This window comes from Rufibacter sp. JT20002 (genome assembly GCF_056491185.1).
On the sequence record NZ_JBSZJY010000001.1, the window covers coordinates 2,182,580 to 2,203,326 of the forward strand.

A 20,747-nucleotide genomic window follows, 5' to 3' on the forward strand; every position below is an offset into this window, starting at 1 on the left:
TCCTTAAAACGTTCCTTCCTCTACGTTCTGCGGTAGGGTAAGTGTTTGCTCTTGTTTTACGGAATCGACAACGGTAGGTACAAAGTGTGTGCGGCCACAATTGATATTTGTGGACAGCGGCTGCGAGGGTTTAGGGAAAGCGCCTTGCGAAACGTTCAAAGATTTGTCGGCATATACTTTCTTCATGAACAAGGCATAGATAGGCATAGCCAGTTTGTTTCCCTGCCCGTAAGCGGCGCTTCTAAAGTGAATGCTTCTATCTTCTCCACCAACCCAAACACCGGCGGCCAGGTCAGGAGTGATTCCCATAAACCAAGCATCGGAGTAGTTAGAGGTTGTTCCCGTTTTAGCCCCGATTTCGTTTTTTAGTCCATAGCGGTGACGAAGACCGTAGTACGCTGTTCCACCTCTGGTATCGGCGGAGCCCTGCAGCATATTTACCATTAAATAGGCAGTTTCCTCGCTGAGGGCTTCCAGAGTTTTAGGAGCGTACTCATGCAACACATTGCCGTTCTTGTCTTCAATTCGGACTAAGTACTGAGGTTGGTTCCAGGTGCCTTTGTTGACAAACGTGCCATAAGCGCCTACCATGTCATAGAGCGTCACGTCACTGGAGCCTAAGGCCAGAGCAGGAACAGGATCTAGCGGCGTGGTAATGCCTAAGCGTTTGGCGGTGGAAACTACTTCTTCTGGTCCCAATTTCTTCATCAGATAAGCCGTGATGCTGTTGACAGAAAGCGCTAACGCTTCACGTAAGGTCATCCGGCGGCCTGAATACCGTCCCTCGCTGTTCTTTGGCGTCCAGGGCTTACCATCAGGGTTAATGATGGTCACCGGGGCATCCGTAACGGTGTAGCATGGGGAGAAGCCTTTCTCAATAGCAGTGGTATACACAAACGGCTTAAAGGTGGAACCCGGCTGACGGGCGCCTTGCTTCACGTGGTCGTATTTGAAGTACTTGAAGTTGGTCCCTCCTACCCAAGCCTTTACTTTCCCGTTAAGTGGGTCCATGGCCATAAAGCCAGCGTGAAGGAAATGCTTGTAGTAGCGCAGAGAATCCATAGGGCTCATAAGGGTATCCTTTTCTCCTTTGTAAGAGAAGATACGCATGGGCACTTTGTGGTTCAAGTGGTATTTGATTGAGTCTTCATCGCTGCCGTACTGCTCAACCAGGCTTTTGTAACGGGCCGTTGTTTTCATCCGCTCCATCAAGAAACCCTTGATTTCTCTTCCGTTATCATTGACCCAGGGATTACGGCCCTTCCACTGCTGAAAGAACTCCCGCTGCATGAGTTTCATGTGCTGCTCTAGCGCAGCTTCGGCGTGCTTCTGCATGCGTGAATCAATTGTGGTATAAATCTTCAAGCCATCAGCGTACAGGTCATATCCATTATCACGGCACCATTGGGCCAGCGCTTTGCCAATTTCGGTACGGAAGTAAGGAGCCAAGCCTTTGTTTTGGTTCTCCACGTTGAAGTCTAATTTAATAGGCTTGGCACTGGCTACCTGGTGAATGGACTCATCAATGTAGTTGTATTTGAGCATCTGGTCCAAAACAGTGTTTCGTCTGCTCAAAGAACGCTCGGGGCGTAATACCGGACTGTAAAACGATGGCCCTTTCAGAACACCTACTAAGGTGGCGCTTTCTTCTAAGGTAAGTTGCTCTGGCTCCTTGTTGAAGAAGGTCTTAGCGGCAACCTTAATCCCGTAGGCATTACTACCAAAGTCAACGGTGTTCAGGTACATGAGCATAATCTCTTTCTTAGTGTAAGAGCGCTCCAGTTTAACCGACATGATCCATTCTTTGGTCTTGATGATGAGCATGCGCAGACCTGGTACATCGCTGAGCAAACCATTGTTCAAGTCATCACGGGTCCGGAAGAGGTTACGCGCCAGCTGCTGGGTAAGCGTACTGGATCCACGGTCTTGCTTGCCGGTAAGCTTGTAATAAGGAACCGCTAGTGTGCCTTTGAAGTCAATACCAGAGTGTTCTTCAAACCGGATGTCTTCCGTGGCTACTAAAGCATCTACCAGGGTTTTGGGCAGTTGCTCATACGTAACCGGTGAGCGGTTTTCCCGGAAGTATTTTCCCAGAAGCTGGCCGTCTTCTGAGTACACTTCAGAAGCCAGTTCGCTTTTAGGGTTCTCCAACGTTTTCAGGTCTGGCAGATCCCCAAAAAGGTTCAGGAAGTTAATGCTAACGGCAAAAACGTATAACAGGAAGAACACAAATCCTCCTCCAAAGAGTAGCCAAAGCGCCGAAATGAATTTTCGGTACTTATAAGTAGGCGTAGACGGCATGCTATTGGTAATTTTTTTCAAAGAAAGCTACATAGTCTGCGATATTGCCCAACATTTCAAGTACTGCCAGGTTCGCATCTGTTATGACAAAGGTAGCAAAATTCGAGCCTTTTAAATTGGCTAATGGAGAATTGCGAGCTGCTTGCAATTTAGTGTATTGCTGGGCGGCTTTGAAATCGGGCAGCGCCCGGATAATGAGCAATGTGGTGCTATCATTGAAAGGTAAAGACTCAAGCTTCAGTTGCTTTTTGGGGTGAAAACGAGCATTGTAAGTGGCATACGCTTTCATAAGCTGCTGTACCGCCACGCTGTCTCCGGTATGCACAATTACAAAACTATGCGGAAGGCTTCTTTCTGCTTTATAAGACGGCACCTCCTCCTTCCGAACGACAGGGGTGCTGTCAACCGGAGCCTTGGCCAACTCACCGGTCTCATACCGAAGATACAAATTCATGAAGTCACGGGCCTTGGGTAGGAGGGGGCTTTCTGGGTACTTGATGATGAACTGCTCCATGGCTGCTCTGAATGTGGCCGCCGGTTGGGTGCGTCCTGCTACCAAAGCCTGCAGAAAAGCACTTTGGTCCTGGATGTCGTTTTGAGGGTACTTTTGCGAAAGCGAGGCTAAAACCTCCAGGGTCTCTGGGTATTTCTCCTTCTCATACAACACGTAAGCCGAGTCATAAAGGGCATGAGCTGCCATATTCTCTGCCGAGTAGGTTCTGAGGAAGTCAGGCTGATCAATAAGTTTGCTGTATTTAGAGTTAGGGAAACGGTCTTTTAGCGCTTTGGCGTACTCGGCAGCTTTTTCTGGTCTTTGCAGCCCTTGCGAGATCACATATAAGCTGTAGTAAGCTTCCGCAGCGTGTGTAGAGGCCGGAAAACGCTCCAGTAACTTCTGAAAGGTCTGTGCTGCTTTCTCGGGTTCTCTCAAGCGCTGCTGGTAAATGTTGCCTAAAGTAAACAGTGCTTCTTCGACACGTTTGGCAGAGGCTTGGCGCTGCTCAGGAGTAACTGGAATAGCGGCAAGATACGTGGCTTGTTTCTGAGCGGCAGCGGCGGCCAAGGCCGTACTGTCTACGTTGCTGCCAGTAACTGGCCCGGCCGTGAGACCAGTTCCCCCGGAGATTGCCGTAATACGACGCCAGTTATCCTGCAAGGGGCGGTCACCCCAAGCACGTAAGAAGTCATTGCGGGCACTTCCGCGGGCAACGGGGTTGTCAAAGTACCAGGTGCTGCCCTGCGTTCCAGCTCCGCCGATGGGCAAAGTGGCTGTTTGCTGGGTAGGGCCTGCAGCAGTAGCATTGGTTGTCGCCTGAGTAGCAGCAACCTCCTGTTCCCGCTCACGGGTAATCTGCTGGGCTACGCGTTGGGCGCGCTCAGTGGCATCCAGTTGGCCTAAAGCCTGTAAACTGTCTTCCGTCCGGATGATTTCCAGCTGTTGGGTGAAGGCGGTGAGCACAGTGCGTCGGTCGGCTAGTTCTTCATATCCCATGGTAGTAGGCGGCAGCAATTGAAGCGTACTATCATAGTAAGCCTGGGCCAAGCCGTATTGCTGCAGGTTCTCATAATAAATCTGCCCCGATAAAAGGTAAGAATAGGCTTTCTGTACCTTGTTGGTGGTAGAAGCCGCGGTGGATTGCCGAAGCAGTTTCAGGGCTTCTGGATATTGCTTTTCCCGGAGCTCCAGCTTGGCCAGGTCATAGTAGATCTTGTCAGTGTATTCCTTGTTTTTGTCATCGTCTGCTAGTTTGTGCAGAAAGGTCTTGACCTTTTCTTTATCGGTGACGTCTTTCAGTTCTGTTACCTGAGCCAGGCTTAGGTTCGCGTAAAAGCCCAATTCATACGGCGGCCGTTTCTTCAGCACCTTTGCAAACTGTTCATAGGCTTTGGCATCCTGGTTAGTGGCTTGGTATAACTGCCCCAAGATGAATCTAAGGCGCGCCTCCTGGTCTTTCTTATGGGCAAAAGGGATTGCCTGCTCCAGGTTTTCAATTACTAGCGGCAGGTTGTTTTGGATGCTGGCCAAGTGAGCCCGGGTTAAAAGTAGCTCGCGGCCGTTGTCTTCGTTCATGCGCTCTTTCCTGAATTGCTCAGAAATAGAGGTGACATTGTCATAGTCTTTCTGCCGAAGGGAAAGCCGCATCATCCAGACCATGGCCTCATGGCGGGCATGACGGTCTGGGCTGGTAGTCTGCACAAACCTGAACGCCTTCAAAGCTTCCGCATCTTCGCCCTGGTAGTAGCGGGCCTTGCCAATCAGTACGTAGCAGTCATCTATCCACCGTGATTTAGGGTGGCGCGCAATAGGGAAAGAAGCCCGTTTGATTACCTCGTCCAAATCGGGCGCTAGGGTTTTCAAAAGGGTAGTATCTGGCGTAGGAAGAATATCCAGTACCCGGTTGTAGTCGTTTATATTGGCAGCATCCAGACGGGCCTCTACAGCCTCCATCTTTTGGCGGGCCAGAAAATACCCGTTGAAACGGGCGTTGATGTTACGGTACAGTTTGCCCAAAGGCTTATCTGAGGAACAGCCCGCTACGGTTGCCAGGAAGAGGATGAAAAAAAGAAAACGTGCTTGTTTCAACGTTGGGTCAAGTGTTGGGATAATAGTAGAACTGCGCAGGGCCTTTTTTATTTTATACAGGTTTTGAGCAAACTAAGCCGTAAACGTACAGGTGCTCAATGTATAAAGTGGCCCTTGCAAGGCTTCTAGCAAATTTACATTTTTTTAGGCGTTTGTACGCTACTACGCAAAATGTATGCTGGCAGGTAAACGAAGGAAATCCAATTTTGTGCGAACCATAACTTTTTTTGGCTTGTTTTCTTTTAAATAAGGCAAAAGCAGGAGAAATCTTTCTCCCCTTGGTGAGCCAGGGATGATTACCTTTGTCAAAAATCGGAGCAAACGCACATGGATCCAAGCCAACAACCCTCTGAGTCCAAAGAAAAGTCTGGGGTGAAGCCTTACCTGAAGTATTCGGGCTTGGCCTTCCAGATGATTGTGGTCATGGGGGTGGCCGCAGTGGGTGGTCGTAAACTAGATGCTTACTTCCAGAACAATACTCCTTGGTGGACGTTAGGCCTATTGGTGGTTGCGGTATTTGCCTGTATGTATTCTGTTATTGTGTCACTTACCCGTAAGAACTAAGAACCGGTGATTTTTTTCAGAGGCATGCTTTTGCTTACCGGGGTATTAGTGCTCCTTGTAATCGCCCTTCAGATGTTTACCGGGCAGCAATTGGTGCATGCCTATATTTGGTATATGCTGGGCTTCTTTGTGTTTGTGACCGGGTTTGCGCATTACATCGCTAATCTGGGCTTAACGCATGATGCTGCCAACTTGCATGCCTATTATTACGCTTCCATGGGGGTGCGCATGGTATTTTCTATAATAGCAGTTTTTGTATATAGATATTTCCATGCAGAGCAGTTAGTACAATTTGTATTAAACTTTTTCATCCTTTATTTTATTTATGCCGGATTTGAAATCTACGCATTGTTGAGTAACTTGCGCCAAAATTCAAAAAAGCGTGCATAGGGCAATGCGCTTACATAAAAACCATTGCTTTTAATTAGCTCTTAATGAAGAAGATACTCGTATTTCTGTTTGCAATTCTTACATTTTCGGCTCAGGCAGCAGAATCGGCCGAAGGTGCAGAATTTAATCCTGGTGAGATGATCTCCCACCACATTGGCGATGATTATACCTGGCATTTTGCAGATGGTGTGGTGTTGCCTTTGCCAGTAATTTTATATGGAGAGAACGGGTTAGATGTTTTCTCGTCTAGTAATTTCTATAATGAAAACCACGAGTTGCAGCCTTACAAAGGGTATGTGATGGAGCACGGGCATATTTACTATGCCAATGAAGAAGGTGAGCCTCGTGTTCAGGTAAACGCTAAAGGTGAAGAAGAGCATGCTGCGCCACTTGACCTTTCTATCACTAAGAACGTAGCTTCTCTGTTTTTGAGTGTGGCCTTGTTGTTTCTGGTGTTCCTGTCTATTGCCAGTGCTTACAAAAAGAACCGTGGCCGGGCGCCAAGAGGAATGCAGTCTTTCTTTGAGCCAATCATTGTCTTTATTAGAGATGATATTGCCAAGACCAACATTGGTCCTAAGTACGAGCGCTTTATGCCTTACCTGTTGACCGTATTCTTCTTTATCTGGTTCAACAACTTGTTAGGCTTGATGCCAGGCGGTGCTAACCTTACCGGTAACATCGCAGTTACTTTGGTGTTGGCTATTCTAACGCTGATCTTGACCGTTTTCAACGGAAACAAATCTTACTGGGGGCACATTTTTGCTACTCCAGGTGTTCCTAAGTGGTTGGCTCCTATTATGATCCCAGTAGAATTGATTGGTATCTTCACCAAGCCTTTCTCTCTGATGGTTCGTCTTTTTGCCAACATTACCGCTGGTCACATTATCATCCTGAGCTTGTTCAGCTTGATCTTTATCTTCCAAAGCATTGCTATTGGGCCGTTGAGCGTGGCATTTGCCACTTTCATGAACTTCCTTGAGTTGTTCGTGGCACTGTTGCAGGCTTACATCTTTACCTTGCTTTCTGCCATGTACTTCGGTGGCGCGGTAGAAGAGCATGACCATCATGATGACATGGGGTTTGGTGATGCGCCTCACGCTGTAAAAGCTCACCATTAATAAGAATTCTTTTTTAACTATATATATCTACTTTTATGTTAGCATTATTGCTTGAATTGACCCTGGGAACTGGTTATGCTATTATGGGTGCTGGTATCGGCGCTGGATTAGTAGCTCTTGGTGCTGGTCTTGGTATCGGTAGAATCGGTGGCTCTGCCATGGAATCTATTGCTAGACAGCCAGAGGCTGGTGGACAAATCCAGACTGCGATGATTATCGCTTCTGCCCTTATTGAAGGTGTTGCCCTGTTTGGGGTGGTAGTTTGCCTTCTGATTTCATTCATTCGCTAAGAATGCATTTGTTGCGTTTCCCTTCCTGACGATTGGTCAGGATAGGGAGGCGCAATAACAGTAAGTAGAGTTCATAGTTTTGAGAGAAGGAGAATCCTTCAGCCCAATTATAAAAGAAACAAAATGCAATTAGTAACTCCTGGTATCGGATTGCTTTTCTGGCAGACCATCACCTTTTTGGTGGTTCTTTTCCTGTTGTCAAGGTTTGCCTGGAAGCCTATCATGAAGGCGCTTCGTGAGCGTGAAGACAATATTGATGCTGCCCTGAGCATGGCTGAAAAAGCCAAGTTAGAGATGCAGTCTTTGAAAGCAGACAATGAGCGTCTTTTGAACGAAGCCCGTGCCGAGCGCGAGCGTATCTTGAAAGAAGCTACTGAGGCTGCTAACAACTTGGTGGAAGGCGCCCGTGCCAAAGCCAATGAAGAAGGCAACCGCATGATTGAGCAAGCCCGTTTGTCAATTCAGAATGAGAAAAAGGCGGCTTTGACCGAGGTGAAAAACCTGGCGGCTACCTTGTCTATTGACATCGCAGAGAAACTAATCAGACGTGAGTTGCAAGACGAGCAGGCGCAACGTGCTTTAGTGCAAAGCTATCTGCAAGACACGCACCTTAGCTAGAACGGACGGCGAGCGGCTTCCCGCCCCGGAAAAGGAAGCGAATCGTTTTAAAACACGCAAAAGAAAAAAATGTCAGACGAAAGAGTTGCCTCGCGGTACGCCAAGTCTCTTCTAGAGCTGTCCCAAGAGCAGGGCTCCCTGGAGAAAGTGTATGCAGATATGCTTTCCTTCACCAAGACCCTGAACGGAAGCCGTGACCTGAGCCTGGTACTGCGCAACCCGATTATAAAGCATGATAAAAAGCTCGCCATTCTTAACTCCGTTTTCGGGGGCAGCATGAGTGAGTTGACCATGGCCTTTTTCCGGATCATCACCCAAAAGAACCGTGAGGCTATTTTGGAGTCAGTAGCTACTGAGTTTGTAAAACAATACAACCTGATCAGCGGAATTCAGAAAGCAACGGTGACTACTGCCGTGCCGCTTACCCCAGAGCTTCGGGCCACTTTCCAGCAAATGGTGGTGGAACGCACCGGAGGCATGCGGGTAGAGTTGCAAGAAGTGGTAAACCCAGCCGTTGTGGGTGGGTACGTACTGCGCATTGGCGATCAGCAGATTGATAACACGGTGAGAACCAACGTGCAGAAATTGAAAAACAAGTTTAAAGAAAATCCATACATTACTAAACTATAATCATGGCAGAAGTTAGACCTGATGAAGTATCAGCGATTTTAAGAGAACAGCTGTCAAACTTCAGAACAGAAGCTGAACTAGAAGAAGTTGGTACGGTTCTGCAAGTGGGTGACGGTGTTGCTCGTATCTACGGCTTATCCAAGGCACAGTCTGGTGAGTTGTTAGAGTTCGAAAATGGTCTGCAAGCCCTTGTTCTTAACCTTGAGGAAGACAATGTGGGTGCGGTATTGTTGGGTGACTGGAGCGACATCAAAGAAGGCGACACAGTTAAGAAAACAAATAAAATTGCCTCCGTTCGCGTAGGTGATGGCATGGTAGGCCGCGTGGTGAATACCCTTGGTCAGCCAATCGACGGTAACGGCCCATTAGTGGGTGAGCTGTACGAAATGCCAATTGAAAGAAAAGCACCAGGCGTTATCTACCGTCAGCCGGTAAATGAGCCGATGCAAACTGGTATCAAAGCGATTGACTCTATGATTCCGATTGGCCGTGGCCAGCGTGAGTTGATCATCGGTGACCGTCAGACAGGTAAAACTGCCGTGGCGATTGATACCATCATCAACCAAGGTGAGTTCTTTGACCGTGGCGAGCCGGTATACTGTATTTACGTAGCCATTGGACAGAAAGCCTCTACCGTTGCGCAGATCGTGAATGCACTACAAGCTGGTGGCGCTATGCGATACACCGTGGTTGTAGCTGCTCCTGCGGCTGACCCTGCTCCAATGCAGTTCTACGCGCCGTTCACTGGTGCTGCTATTGGCGAGTTCTTCCGTGACACCGGACGTCCTGCACTGGTAGTATATGATGACTTGTCTAAACAAGCCGTTGCTTACCGTGAGGTGTCTTTGTTGCTTCGTCGTCCGCCAGGACGTGAGGCGTACCCAGGTGACGTATTCTATCTGCACTCCCGTTTGTTAGAGCGTGCGGCTAAGATCAACGCTTCTGACTCTATCGCGCAAGACATGAACGACTTGCCAGAGTCTATCCGTCACTTAGTGAAAGGTGGTGGTTCTTTGACCGCTCTTCCAATCATTGAGACGCAGGCTGGTGACGTTTCTGCGTATATCCCAACCAACGTGATCTCTATCACCGATGGTCAGATCTTCTTGGAAACTAACCTGTTCAACTCTGGTATCCGTCCGGCCATCAACGTAGGTATCTCTGTATCTCGTGTGGGTGGTTCTGCTCAGATCAAGTCTATGAAGAAAGTGGCCGGTACCTTGAAACTGGACCAAGCGCAGTTCCGTGAATTGGAAGCCTTCGCAAAATTCGGTTCTGACCTGGATGCCGCTACTAAGCTTACTATTGAGCGTGGCCGTAGAAACTTAGAAGTATTGAAGCAGCCTCAGTTCTCTCCGGTAGCGGTAGAAGACCAAGTAGCTATGATCTACTGCTGTACCAATGGTCTGATTGATGACGTTCCAGTAAACCAGGTGCGTCAGTTTGAGAAAGACTTCACCATGACTTTGAACGCGCAGCACCGTCCGGTTCTGGATGCGCTGAGAGCAGGTAAGATTGATGATAATGTGACCGACACGCTGAAGCAAGTAGCGCGCGACCTCACAGCCAGATATCGTAAATAATTAATCAACAGAAGAAGAGCATAGCGGTCACACGCATGCTCTTTTTTCTCTGTTTATACTTGACGCAACTAAATGGCAAGTTTAAAAGAAGTACGTAACCGCATTGTTTCTGTAGGATCTACGCAGCAGATCACCAAAGCCATGAAAATGGTGGCGGCGGCAAAACTGCGCCGAGCCCAGGACAATATCATGCGCATGCGTCCGTATGCCCAGCGCTTGAACAGCATTTTGTCTAACCTTTCACAAGTAAGCGGAGAGGCCGGAGAGAATGTGTATTCACAAAAGCGTGATGTGCAGCGGGTGTTGATTATTGCTGTTACCTCAGACCGTGGTCTATGCGGTGCTTTCAACTCTAACGTGATGAAAGCTGTGCACAACCTCATCAACGAGCGTTACAGTGCCCAGGCTGCTGCCGGCAACATTGAGATCATGGCCATTGGTAAAAAAGGCCACGAATATTTCAATAAGCGCAACATGCCGTTGGCCGGTGACTATACCACCGTATTTGGTAACCTGTCTTTTGAAACCGTACGCGTAGCCGCTGAGCAAGCCATGGAAGGCTTCCGCACAGGCCAGTACGACCAAGTGGATATTGTGTACAATGAGTTTAGAAACGTTGCCACACAAATCATCCGCACGGAGCAGTTCCTGCCTATCCAGGAGAACACCAACGAGCAGGCTAACACCAATACCAATCTGGACTACATCTTTGAGCCTTCCAAAGAAGAGATCATTGAGCAACTGATCCCTAAGTCTTTGAAGATTCAGGTGTACAAGGCCGTATTGGAATCCAATGCTTCGGAGCACGGTGCCCGGATGACGGCCATGGACAAAGCCACTGAAAACGCCGGTGAACTGTTGAAGCAATTGAAACTTACCTATAACAGAACCCGCCAGGCAGCTATTACCACCGAGATCCTTGAGATTGTGGGTGGTGCCGAAGCGCTGGCAGCTGGAAGATAATTTTTCCAATTCCTCTTTCACAAAGCGCCCATTTTTCAATGGGCGCTTTGCTTTTGTAGGGGTATGTTACGGGTAGATTATATTTTTGGCCTGTTTTCAGTAAAAGCTAATCAAAGCATTTATCAACTATCTTTACGTTTTAAGGGCATTTTAATAAAGAAAGCCTGAAAAGATAATCAGAAGTTTAAAGGAATGAGAAAAGGAGTGATTTGTAGTTGGATGCTGCTGTTGGTGCTGCTAATGGGAAGTTTTCCAGTATCGGCCCAGAAGAAGAAATCCAAGACAAAAGGACCCGACAAACCGAAGTTGGTCATAGGCATTGTAGTAGACCAGATGCGCTATGATTACCTCTACCGTTATTGGGACAAATATTCAAAAGGAGGCTTTAAACGCCTGATGGGCGAAGGTTTCAATTTCCGGAACAATCACTACAACTACGTTCCTACCTATACTGGTCCGGGCCATGCGTCTATATACACCGGCACTACGCCTGCCATGCACGGCATTGTGGGGAATGACTGGTACAACCGCACTACGGGCCGCAACATCTACTGCGCAGAAGATAAAGCGGTACAAACGGTGGGCAGTACCTCCGCCGCCGGGCAGATGTCACCGGTGAACATGCTTTCCTCCACCATCACCGATGAACTAAAACTGGCCACAAACCAGAAAAGCAAAGTAATTGGGCTTAGTTTGAAAGACCGAGGTTCTATTCTGCCAGCCGGGCACGCCGCTGATGCCGCTTACTGGTTTGACGGAAGCAACGGCAACATGATCTCCAGCACGTACTACATGAAAGAGCTGCCTGCCTGGGTGCAAGCTTTCAACGGACGAAAGTTGCCAAACCAGTACCTGAGCCAGCCTTGGAATACCTTGCTCCCGATTGCGCAGTACACGGAGAGCACCGCCGATAACCAACCATTTGAGGGAACATTCACCGGCGAGGCAGCACCTGTTTTCCCGCACAACATTCCGGCGTACAGAGGCAAGACGTTTGACTTGCTACGGAGCATTCCCGCCGGAAATACCTACACCAAAGAGTTCGCGAAGGAAGCTATTCTGGCAGAGAACCTGGGCAAGAACACCGTGACCGATTTCCTGGCCGTGAGCTTCTCTACCCCAGACTACGTAGGGCACCAGTTTGGCCCTAACTCCATTGAAGTAGAAGATACGTACCTACGCTTAGACCAGGACTTAGCCGATTTCCTGACCTTTCTGGATAAGCAACTAGGAAAAGAAAATGTGTTGATTTTTCTTACCGCCGACCATGGGGCCGCGCATAACCCAACTTATTTGCAGCAACTTCGTATTCCGGCGGGGAACACCAACAACGGGATCATGACCGATTCGCTTAAAAAGCACCTGAATCGTACCTTCGGGGCGGCAGAGTGGGTGAGTTCGTTCATGAACCAGCAGATCTACTTCAACCATGCCGTGATCGAAAGCAAGAAAGCCGATCTGGTAGCATTGCAGGAAGAAACAGCCCGTTTCATGCAGCGTTTCCCAGGAGTGATGCGCTCTTTCACCGCCGACGCGCTGATGAAAGCCCATTGGTCCAAAGGAGTAGGCATGTTGGTAGAAAATGGTTATATGCCTTACCGTTCAGGAGATGTGATGGTGATGCTACAGCCGGGGTGGTACGAGAACTACGGACGAGGACCAGCCAAGGGGACCACACATGGTAGCCCGTGGTCATATGACACGCATATTCCGCTTTTATGGTATGGATGGCAGATTCCGGCCGGAGAGTCTACCGTGCATACAGAAATTACCGATATTGCGCCTAGTATTGCTGCCTGGCTACGCATACAGGAACCAAACGGAACCACGGGGCGCGCCTTATTTGAATATGTGCGGTAAACCATCCGCCGAGAAATAAAATAGATACAGAAAGTAAGATGTTAGAAACTACGAAAAACGCCAGCAATCCTTGGCATGATGTACATTACGGTGAAGAAGCCCCTAATGTGGTAACCGGTATTATTGAGATCCCGAAAGGTTCTAAAGCGAAGTACGAATTAGACAAAGAAAGCGGGTTGTTGAAATTAGACCGCGTGTTGTTCTCTGCCGTGCATTACCCGGCCAACTACGGCTTCATTCCGCAAACTTACTGCGATGACAAAGACCCCTTGGATATTCTGGTGCTTTGCTCTATTGACGTAGCCCCTATGTGTCTCATTGATGCCAAAGTAATTGGCGTGATGCAGATGATTGACAACAACGAGGAAGATGATAAGATCATTGCCGTGGCTGCCAACGACATGTCTGTAAAGCACATCAATGACATTTCAGAGTTGCCGCCGCATACACTTCTGGAAATCCAGCGCTTTTTCGAAGACTACAAAAAGCTGGAAAACAAAGAAGTAGTAGTGGAAAACTTCTTGGGCCGCGAAGATGCTTACAGAATCATTGAGCAAAGCATTGAATTGTATAACACTACTTTCAGATCTGAAAGCTAAGAACTCAAAAAGATTCAATGAAAAGCGCCGCTTTCCGTATAGGAAAGCGGCGCTTCTTTTTTCCCCCGGTAATCAGCGGTGACAGAAACCTAAGAATAGTGTTGCACCTATGTTTCCCGCAGACGTACTTTGTCTGGGAATGGTGAAGAAAGCCGTTGACCAAGAAGAAGTATGAGGGCCCCCCGTAAAATCCTTGATTTTATTCTGTACAGCAATATTTTCATCTCAGTGTGCGCGGCCGCGCTAGTCTGGGAAACTTATCTGCTGAGTGGGATTCCTATTTCTTTGCGCCTAGGCGGGATTGTCTTCTTCGCGACCCTTTTCGTGTACAATGCAGACAGCTTGGTGCCCTACAAGTTCAACCAAGAGGTTCCGCTTACGCCCCGTACCCAGTGGGTGAAAGCAAACAAACTGGAACTGATTTTTATCTCGGTGGCTAGCGTTTTATGCGCCGTCTTCCTGTACTGGACTGCCATCTTTGAGCTGAACTTCTGGTTTCTGCTGCACCTGATGGTGGTAGCCGGATTGTACTCGGTGCCAGTGGTGCCAGAGGGCGAACGCTACATCCCGCTGCGCGATATACCGCTGCTAAAGGTATTTCTCATTGCTTATGTGTGGTCTGCGATCACGGTGCAGTTGCCCCTCATGGAAGTTGACCGAGACCTGTTTTCCTCTGAGAGCCTGATCCTTTTTTTTCGGCGTTTTCTCTTCTTGTTCTCCCTCACACTGGTGTTTGACATACGCGACGTGCACAAAGACAAACTAACCGAGACCGTAACTTTCCCAACCAAATGGGGAGTGCAAAATACCAAAAAGTTAGGGCTAGGTATGCTGTTGCTCTTCGCTGTGTTAGTGCCTGCTGGTACTGAGCTTCATATGCGGGTAGCGTTGGCAGCCTCAGGGGTAGCGGCCGCCTTGGTAATCTGGAATGCCCATGAATACCGCTCCCAATACTATTTCATGCTGCTGACCGATGGCATGATGCTCGCGCAGTTCCTGTTGGTATGGTTCCTGATGTAGGCACAAGCAAGCCATTTACACTTCCCTTGTTTTACATTAATTTTCCTGAAAGCAAGCCTAAAGCAGGGAGGTAGGTAATTCTGCTTAGGAGTAAATAAGTTTTTTAAAAGCGGCTCCTAAGTACTTGTACAAGTCTGAAGAAATGAGTGAGGCTTCTCCTTCTGCCTCTGCTGCCAAATCTCCGGCCAAACCGTGTAAGTAAACCCCCAACTGGCAAGCCTCCAGAGGCGAGTAACCTTGTGCGCGCAGCCCCGTCAGGATACCGGTGAGCACATCCCCGGACCCACCTGTGGCCATCCCTGGATTACCGGTGGTGTTGAAGTACAACTCACCAGTTGGAGTTCCGATGCAGGAGTGAGCACCTTTCAAGATCACGTAACACGCATGCTCAGCACAGAAGTTTTGAAGGAGCTGTAGCCGGTGGAAATCATCTGTCGCAGGGCCGGTGAGTCGTTCAAACTCTTTTGGATGCGGCGTCAAGATACAGTCAGGGGGCAACTGCTGGCGTAGCAAGCGGTCAGTGGCTAAGAGGTTCAAGGCATCAGCATCCAGAACCAGGGGCGGAAGCTTTTGCCGAAACATATTTTCCAAGGCCAGACGTGTGTCCTCAGCTTGCCCCAGCCCTGGTCCTATTCCCAGGCACTGGTATCTGGTCAAGTCTTCGGGAAAACGGGTGAGGTGTTGAGCATGGTCATCGGTCAGGACCATCGCCTCTGGTACAGTCGTCTGCAGGATGTTGTAGCCGGTTTGTGGAACCAACATGGTTAGGAGGCCAACGCCTGACCGCAAGGCCGCATGGGCGCTCATCGTGATGGCCCCCATCTTTCCGTAGCTTCCGCCCACTAAGAGCGCGTGCCCAAAGGTGCCTTTGTGCGAGAACTTGGATCGAGGGCGCAGGATGCCTTTGATCGTCTCTGACAGAAGCACCTGGTAAGGAGAAGAAACCTGGGAGAGAAACTCTTTGTGAAGCCCAATAGGCAGCACTTGCCAGTTGCCCACGTAAGCTCCTGCTGCCGGCAGAAAAAAGGCAAGTTTTGGCCGTTCAAAGGTAAGCGTAACATCTGCTCTGATAACGGCGCTGTCTGCGGGGGTAGGGGTATCGGCGAACAAACCCGAGGGAATGTCAATAGAGATAATTGTGGCTTTCTGTTGATTCAGGTAAGTAACCAATTGGGCGTACAGCCCTTCCAGCGGCCTGGAAAGTCCCGACCCAAACAGCCCATCCAAAATCACGCCATGGGGCAGAAACGCCAAAGAAGCCGCTTCTACCTGCTGGATTCTGGTTAACGCGATAGCCTGCGGCAAGCGCTCTAGGTTTTGGGTGAAGTCTGCGGAGTAAGCCTGCCCTGTTTCAGGTATAAACACCTGCACATCATACCCATCGTGGTGGAGCAACCGGGCAACGGCCAAGCCATCTCCGCCATTGTTGCCGGGGCCACAGAAAATGTAAAAAGGAACTTCGGGACTGTACTTTTGCTCCAGCCACTGCACCAAAGCCCCAGAGGCCCGCTCCATCAGATCCAAGGAGGAGATAGGTTCCTGCACAATGGTATAGGCATCGGCGGCGCGGGTCTGGGCAGCAGTGAGTATTTTCATGAAGCAATCTGTTAAGGGGCTGTTTGGGTAAAAGAAGCTTAAAACTGCAGGCCCATGCCTAAGCCTAACTGGCCATTGGGTAAAACGGTGGGGGTGACAGAGGCGTTTAGGCCTTTGTTGCGCATAATTCGGTCGTGCAAAAAATATACGGTATTCACTGATAAAATGCCTATCCCGGCTCCGGCCAACACATCGGCCATCCAGTGTTCATTGTTCAAAACCCGCATAACTCCTGTAGCCGAGGCGATGGTGTAGCTGCCAATGCTGATCCACTTGCTTTTTCCCCTGAACTCTTTGTCTACAATGGTAGCAATGGTGAACGCATATGCCGTGTGGCCCGAGGGGAAAGCCCTAGGCAACCCATTAGGGCGTTCCTGGCCCGTCAAAATCTTGGTGGGGTAAACAACCAAGGTGGTCAAGGCCCCAGAAACCAGAAGAAGCCCGGTTTGCCGCCTAATATCATGCTTGTTTTCTGAAGAGAAGGCGTTAAACCCATAAAGGCCTACAATGGGCGCAAAAAACAGGTAATCATCTACCTTGGTGCTGAAGTTGGGGAAAGCCCGCCTAGCGTCTCGGCTGGCGTCATAGCTACTGTAGAAGCCGTTGCCTTTAATGGTGGAAATGCCTGCAGCTATCAGGATAGCGGAAGGCAAGACTGCGCGTTTCAGGTATTGACCGGTCTTCGGCTTTTGATCTGAAACAGCTGGCTTTTGCGCGAAAACAGATTGAGTAGCCTGGGTTGTGTCTGCAACGGGTGTCTGGGCTACAACTCCTGTAGAAACAGAAAGCCACAGGAGAGCGGTAGACAGGAAGAGTTTGAAGTTCAAGTTGGGTAGAAATTATGGTATAGTGATAAATTTAAGTGGTACATACGCCTTAATCGCCCCAACCCTTCTCTTTAACCCAACTAGGCGATTTTAGCTCTGTTTTCAGAAACTAGCATAGAAACGCAAGAATAGCCTAGAAGTTTTAGCCAAAGAACCCATTAACTGAGCTTATTTTAGAGAACATGCCTGCAGACGAGGAGAAAAGAATTGTTATAAAATGCAGGAATGCGCCAGAGCAAGGATCACTAATAGGGGATAAGTACATGAACCTTCCGTTTATCGTCTCCTTTCTGCTAAAGACCCTCCACGAAATCTAAAGCGCGCAAAGGTAATCCGCTCAGCATTAAAAAACTTTAAAAAATTATCGTCACACAAATTTGGCATTTTGTTAGCGTGCCTTCCTTTGTTTCTGGCGAAATTGTGAAAATGGAAGATATGAGTTGTGTCTATTAAGTATATGTCAACGTTAGGTAATTAATAATTGTATAATGGTAAATTTTAGCTCTTTGCGGCTTTTGCTTTCTTCGGTTGATTTGCCTAAACTTAGTAAGTAATAGAAAAGGGTCGTGCTTCCAAAGCAAGCTTTGGCTTTGACCATTTTTATTAAAATCTTTCGTTCGTGTTCAATAAGTCCTGGGACCTAAGTCGCAGGATTTTTTTATTTATAGAGCATTTTCTAAAAACAGGACCAAAAGGAATGCCGTAGAGTCTTTTCTGGTTTTTGGAGATACATGAGAGGCCCACCTTTGCCTAAGAGGTGTAAGTGCCCACAATGACTTACCACGCTTAAGTTGTATTCCAAGGTAGCTACATAAGGCAAGGACGCTGTTATTATCTAATAATCAGTTGATTATGGGTTTTAGGCTGCTTGCTGTTTCTGCTTCAATAATTTTTCTTAGATAAAATAAGATAGATATTATTAAAAAAGTTATGGCGCTAACTTGTTAAATCCTATATTAAGTCATTGTTACATAAACAAAAAGCCTATGCTTACCGGACGCGTTAACGCACCTGAGATAAACACCCGCCACGGTTGGCTCAATACAAATCGTTCCTACACGCTAAGAGACTTCCGGGGGAAGATTGTTCTGTTGGATTTCTGGACCTTTGGGTGCATCAACTGCCAGCACATATTGCCAGACCTAAAACGCTTGGAAAAAGAGTACCCTAACGAATTGGTGGTCATAGGGGTGCATTCGGCTAAGTTCGATGCCGAGAAAAGCAAGAATGCCATTAGGCAGGCTATTCTAAAGTTCGGGATTGAGCACCCCGTCGTGAACGACGCTGATTTTGAGGTCTGGAAACAATACGCCGTCAACGCCTGGCCAACCGTAGCCCTTATTGACCCCGATGGCAAAGTAGTGGGCCAACGGTCAGGCGAAGGCATTTATGACATCATCAAGCCGCACCTGGATGACTTGATTGAAACGTTTTCGGGTCGCCTGAACCTGGAGCCTTACCGGTTTAAACGGGAGGTTACAGAAGCATCGGTGTTGAGGTTTCCTTCTAAGGTGATTTCTGATCCAGAAGGCCACCTCTATCTTTCTGACAGCGGCAACAACCGGGTGCTAAAGCTGGATGTTTCCGGGCAGGTGCTGGAGACAATTGGCAGCGGGCAGCAGGGCTTTGGTGACGGTCCCTCTGAAGAAGCCACATTCAACGAACCACACGGATTGGCGCTGCACGGCCATTCTCTTTACGTAGCCGATGCCAAGAACAATGCCATCCGGAGGGTGGATCTAGTGCAGAAGCGGGTAGAAACGGTGACCGGGACGGGAGAACTGAGCTACTATTTCTTCCATGAGGATATGGGCGTTCCCGTCAACCCCAACAGCCCGTGGGACTTGGCCTTAGACGGAAACCAACTCTACATTGCCAGTGCCGGAAACCACCAGATTTTGCGAATGGACCTCAAAAACGGAAAAGCTTACCGTTTTGCAGGCACCGGACGAGAAGCCTTAGCCGATGGAACCCTGCATGCCGCAGCCTTCAACCAACCCAGCGGCCTTACCTTGCTGGACCGCACCCTCTACGTAGCCGATCCTGAGGCCAGCGCCGTACGTGCCCTGCACCTAGACAAAGGAACGGTGACCACGTTGATCGGTCGCGGCCTTTTTGAGTTTGGGGACGAAGACGGTGACTTTGACGAGGCGTACCTGCAGCATTGCATGGGCATTACCGCCCACAAAGGGAACCTTTACCTGGCAGACACCTATAACGGGAAAATTAAAGAATTAAACTTGGGCAAAGAGCGCATCCGCACGGTAGTGGCTGGATTAACAGAGCCCAACGATGTGCTTTTCCACCAAGGCCTACTCTGGATCACCAATACCAATGCCCACGAACTCTGGAAAGTGAACCTGCAAACCGGTGAGCGGGAGGTGGTCTCCATTAAAGACTCAGTACCAGCTGAATAATTTGCTACTTGATAGCGGAAACCAAGTCTCCGTGGTCTAAGCTCTAAAACCTTTAAGCGCTGCAGCAACTCTCATGATCTGAGAACCCTAAGATAGGAAATCAAAGAATTGCTGCAGCGCCTTTGAAAGGAACAGATTTGAAGTTGAATGGGAGCCTTGCCGGCGCATTGGATTTGCCCATTTCTTCTCTATCAAACTACTAAACTGATAGGCTGCAGGGCTTGATCTTTCACCCGTTGCGCTTGCTGCAGGTGGCGTTGTTGGTGCAGAATGATAAACTCTAATGCCTCTCCCAAACGCATCTTAAGCAGCTTAAAGAACTCCACTGGAATAACTTTCTTGTTAAGGTCGGCTTTGGTAGCGGCATCTAAAAGGCGTAACAAGTGCTCTTGATGCTGTAAGAACTCCTCCAGCACCTCTGGGGTAAGCTGGCTATTATGCGGGTTCATGTGCTTTAGCGTTTTGTGCTTTTTCACGTTGCTGGGGTTTACCAGATCAATAGACTTTTTGCCCATCCAGGAGTATCGAACAGGCTGTGGTCCAAGGGGAGGAGTCACCGAGGCAAGCGCCTTTACAAAATGGGGCAGGTAGAAGCGGCTGTAGCGGTTTAGGTGCTCTACGCATTCCAGCACGCTCCAACCAGTGGCGTGGGGTTTGAAGTTGAGGGTGGCACCGTCTAAAGAAAGGAACTCTGAACGGAGCATGTCTTGCTGGGCCTGGGCCTGCTGCTGAAGTTGGGAAAGGAAAGTGGTTGTGTTCATGGCTGTTATCTTTTTTTTACCAAAAGTAGACGCCCCTTTCCTCTAAAACCTTGATTCAAATCAAGAATTACATGATGCGGCTCAGGGTCTCTGGGGTCATGCGCAGGTACGAGGCAATATACTTCTTAGGCACCAGCTGAAAAATGTGGGGGCTGCGCCGAAGCAACCTTTCCAGACGCTGGCTCGGGTCAGGAAGCTGCAGGTCCACTTCGCGTTCAATCTTTCCTACTAGGGCCTTCTCCAACTCCATCCGCCAGAATTTCCCGAATACCGGTCGTTTTTCCTGAATCAAGTCAAAATCAGTTTTACTAATGGCCTGCAGTTCGCTTCTCCGCAGAGCTTGGATGCAGTACAGCGAAGGCGTTTGTGTTACCAGGGAAGGAAAGGAGGTGATAAGGGTGTTGGGGTAGGCAAACCCAACGCAGATATCTTCCTCGGGCGTGGGCAGGTACAGCCGTAAGGCCCCGCTTTCCACAAAGTACAGATGCTGCTCCACCTGTCCCTCCCTGATCAGAAAATCGCCGCGGTTGATGGTGTAGCGCTTCTTCCATAGAGGTAAAAACGCCTCTATGTCATCTGGGGTGAAAAGAGGAACCTGTTGGAGTAAGGAAGCCAGCATGAGC

Annotated in this window: 18 protein-coding genes; 12 read left to right on the plus strand and 6 right to left on the minus strand. The window is 48.8% G+C overall.

From position 1 onward, the window contains the following. Window positions 1–3: 3 nt before the first annotated feature. Together ACW9SV_RS08720 and porW are read right to left on the minus strand one after the other, a co-directional pair. On the minus strand, window positions 4–2,322 hold the full coding sequence (locus ACW9SV_RS08720) for a penicillin-binding protein 1A (RefSeq protein ID WP_479556351.1): 2,319 nt from the start codon (window positions 2,320–2,322) through the stop codon (window positions 4–6). Continuing rightward, complete coding sequence (porW, locus tag ACW9SV_RS08725) at window positions 2,303–4,885, minus strand: type IX secretion system periplasmic lipoprotein PorW/SprE (RefSeq protein WP_479556352.1); 2,583 nt, start codon at window positions 4,883–4,885, stop codon at window positions 2,303–2,305. The genes ACW9SV_RS08720 and porW overlap by 20 nt, the downstream gene beginning before the upstream one ends. Before the next feature lie 327 nt (window positions 4,886–5,212). Between porW and ACW9SV_RS08730 the strand changes: the two genes are divergently transcribed. The 11 genes from ACW9SV_RS08730 (at window position 5,213) to ACW9SV_RS08780 (ending at window position 14,523) form a co-directional block, all read left to right on the plus strand. After that, on the plus strand, window positions 5,213–5,449 hold the full coding sequence (locus ACW9SV_RS08730) for an AtpZ/AtpI family protein (protein WP_479556353.1): 237 nt from the start codon (window positions 5,213–5,215) through the stop codon (window positions 5,447–5,449). Window positions 5,450–5,473: 24 nt separating this feature from the next. Next, window positions 5,474–5,839: a hypothetical protein gene (locus ACW9SV_RS08735; RefSeq protein WP_479556354.1), complete on the plus strand. Its 366-nt coding sequence runs from the start codon at window positions 5,474–5,476 to the stop codon at window positions 5,837–5,839. Window positions 5,840–5,883: 44 nt separating this feature from the next. Next, window positions 5,884–6,960 carry a F0F1 ATP synthase subunit A gene (atpB, locus tag ACW9SV_RS08740; protein WP_479556355.1) on the plus strand — a complete coding sequence of 359 codons (1,077 nt, stop codon included), beginning with the start codon at window positions 5,884–5,886 and terminating at the stop codon, window positions 6,958–6,960. A gap of 35 nt (window positions 6,961–6,995) precedes the next feature. Continuing rightward, complete coding sequence (gene atpE / locus ACW9SV_RS08745; protein WP_149090276.1) at window positions 6,996–7,250, plus strand: ATP synthase F0 subunit C; 255 nt, start codon at window positions 6,996–6,998, stop codon at window positions 7,248–7,250. A gap of 123 nt (window positions 7,251–7,373) precedes the next feature. Continuing rightward, window positions 7,374–7,868 (plus strand): F0F1 ATP synthase subunit B, encoded by a 495-nt coding sequence (locus ACW9SV_RS08750; RefSeq protein ID WP_479556356.1) that lies wholly within the window; start codon window positions 7,374–7,376, stop codon window positions 7,866–7,868. A 69-nt stretch (window positions 7,869–7,937) separates the two neighbouring features. Beyond that, window positions 7,938–8,498 (plus strand): ATP synthase F1 subunit delta, encoded by a 561-nt coding sequence (atpH, locus tag ACW9SV_RS08755; RefSeq protein ID WP_479556357.1) that lies wholly within the window; start codon window positions 7,938–7,940, stop codon window positions 8,496–8,498. A 2-nt stretch (window positions 8,499–8,500) separates the two neighbouring features. Further along, window positions 8,501–10,081, plus strand: coding sequence for a F0F1 ATP synthase subunit alpha (gene atpA, locus ACW9SV_RS08760; RefSeq protein WP_479556358.1), 1,581 nt, complete (start codon window positions 8,501–8,503; stop codon window positions 10,079–10,081). A 72-nt stretch (window positions 10,082–10,153) separates the two neighbouring features. After that, window positions 10,154–11,044, plus strand: a complete 891-nt coding sequence (atpG, locus tag ACW9SV_RS08765; RefSeq protein WP_479556359.1) for an ATP synthase F1 subunit gamma — start codon at window positions 10,154–10,156, stop codon at window positions 11,042–11,044. Between the two features lie 192 nt (window positions 11,045–11,236). Next, on the plus strand, window positions 11,237–12,904 hold the full coding sequence (gene pafA / locus ACW9SV_RS08770; RefSeq protein WP_479556360.1) for an alkaline phosphatase PafA: 1,668 nt from the start codon (window positions 11,237–11,239) through the stop codon (window positions 12,902–12,904). A gap of 38 nt (window positions 12,905–12,942) precedes the next feature. Further along, window positions 12,943–13,503, plus strand: a complete 561-nt coding sequence (locus tag ACW9SV_RS08775; protein WP_479556361.1) for an inorganic diphosphatase — start codon at window positions 12,943–12,945, stop codon at window positions 13,501–13,503. 171 nt (window positions 13,504–13,674) lie between these two features. Further along, the gene (locus ACW9SV_RS08780; protein ID WP_479556362.1) at window positions 13,675–14,523 is read left to right on the plus strand and encodes a UbiA prenyltransferase family protein; all 849 of its coding nucleotides are present in this window, start codon (window positions 13,675–13,677) and stop codon (window positions 14,521–14,523) included. 84 nt (window positions 14,524–14,607) lie between these two features. Here the strand turns inward: ACW9SV_RS08780 and ACW9SV_RS08785 are convergent, their stop codons facing one another. After that, window positions 14,608–16,119 carry an NAD(P)H-hydrate dehydratase gene (locus ACW9SV_RS08785; RefSeq protein ID WP_479556363.1) on the minus strand — a complete coding sequence of 504 codons (1,512 nt, stop codon included), beginning with the start codon at window positions 16,117–16,119 and terminating at the stop codon, window positions 14,608–14,610. A gap of 38 nt (window positions 16,120–16,157) precedes the next feature. Continuing rightward, entirely contained in the window at window positions 16,158–16,946 is a 789-nt protein-coding gene (locus tag ACW9SV_RS08790; protein WP_479556364.1) for a phosphatase PAP2 family protein, read from the minus strand. A gap of 986 nt (window positions 16,947–17,932) precedes the next feature. Between ACW9SV_RS08790 and ACW9SV_RS08795 the strand changes: the two genes are divergently transcribed. Beyond that, window positions 17,933–19,363: a thioredoxin-like domain-containing protein gene (locus tag ACW9SV_RS08795; protein ID WP_479556365.1), complete on the plus strand. Its 1,431-nt coding sequence runs from the start codon at window positions 17,933–17,935 to the stop codon at window positions 19,361–19,363. Window positions 19,364–19,554: 191 nt separating this feature from the next. On the opposite strand, the gene ACW9SV_RS08800 is transcribed toward ACW9SV_RS08795, so the two are convergent. Together ACW9SV_RS08800 and ACW9SV_RS08805 are read right to left on the minus strand one after the other, a co-directional pair. Then, window positions 19,555–20,124 (minus strand): DinB family protein, encoded by a 570-nt coding sequence (locus tag ACW9SV_RS08800; RefSeq protein WP_479556366.1) that lies wholly within the window; start codon window positions 20,122–20,124, stop codon window positions 19,555–19,557. A 67-nt stretch (window positions 20,125–20,191) separates the two neighbouring features. Further along, entirely contained in the window at window positions 20,192–20,743 is a 552-nt protein-coding gene (locus tag ACW9SV_RS08805; RefSeq protein WP_479556367.1) for a Crp/Fnr family transcriptional regulator, read from the minus strand. Window positions 20,744–20,747 lie beyond the last annotated feature (4 nt).

Coding starts and splice junctions, on each gene's coding strand:
- ACW9SV_RS08750 (WP_479556356.1), top strand. CDS start 7,374: ATGCAATTAGTAACTCCTGGTATCGGATTGCTTTTCTGGCAGACCATC.
- ACW9SV_RS08805 (WP_479556367.1), bottom strand. CDS start 20,743: ATGCTGGCTTCCTTACTCCAACAGGTTCCTCTTTTCACCCCAGATGAC.
- atpH (WP_479556357.1), top strand. CDS start 7,938: ATGTCAGACGAAAGAGTTGCCTCGCGGTACGCCAAGTCTCTTCTAGAG.
- ACW9SV_RS08730 (WP_479556353.1), top strand. CDS start 5,213: ATGGATCCAAGCCAACAACCCTCTGAGTCCAAAGAAAAGTCTGGGGTG.
- atpG (WP_479556359.1), top strand. CDS start 10,154: ATGGCAAGTTTAAAAGAAGTACGTAACCGCATTGTTTCTGTAGGATCT.
- atpB (WP_479556355.1), top strand. CDS start 5,884: ATGAAGAAGATACTCGTATTTCTGTTTGCAATTCTTACATTTTCGGCT.
- pafA (WP_479556360.1), top strand. CDS start 11,237: ATGAGAAAAGGAGTGATTTGTAGTTGGATGCTGCTGTTGGTGCTGCTA.
- atpA (WP_479556358.1), top strand. CDS start 8,501: ATGGCAGAAGTTAGACCTGATGAAGTATCAGCGATTTTAAGAGAACAG.
- atpE (WP_149090276.1), top strand. CDS start 6,996: ATGTTAGCATTATTGCTTGAATTGACCCTGGGAACTGGTTATGCTATT.
- ACW9SV_RS08785 (WP_479556363.1), bottom strand. CDS start 16,119: ATGAAAATACTCACTGCTGCCCAGACCCGCGCCGCCGATGCCTATACC.
- ACW9SV_RS08795 (WP_479556365.1), top strand. CDS start 17,933: ATGCTTACCGGACGCGTTAACGCACCTGAGATAAACACCCGCCACGGT.
- ACW9SV_RS08735 (WP_479556354.1), top strand. CDS start 5,474: ATGCTTTTGCTTACCGGGGTATTAGTGCTCCTTGTAATCGCCCTTCAG.
- ACW9SV_RS08780 (WP_479556362.1), top strand. CDS start 13,675: ATGAGGGCCCCCCGTAAAATCCTTGATTTTATTCTGTACAGCAATATT.
- ACW9SV_RS08800 (WP_479556366.1), bottom strand. CDS start 20,124: ATGAACACAACCACTTTCCTTTCCCAACTTCAGCAGCAGGCCCAGGCC.
- ACW9SV_RS08775 (WP_479556361.1), top strand. CDS start 12,943: ATGTTAGAAACTACGAAAAACGCCAGCAATCCTTGGCATGATGTACAT.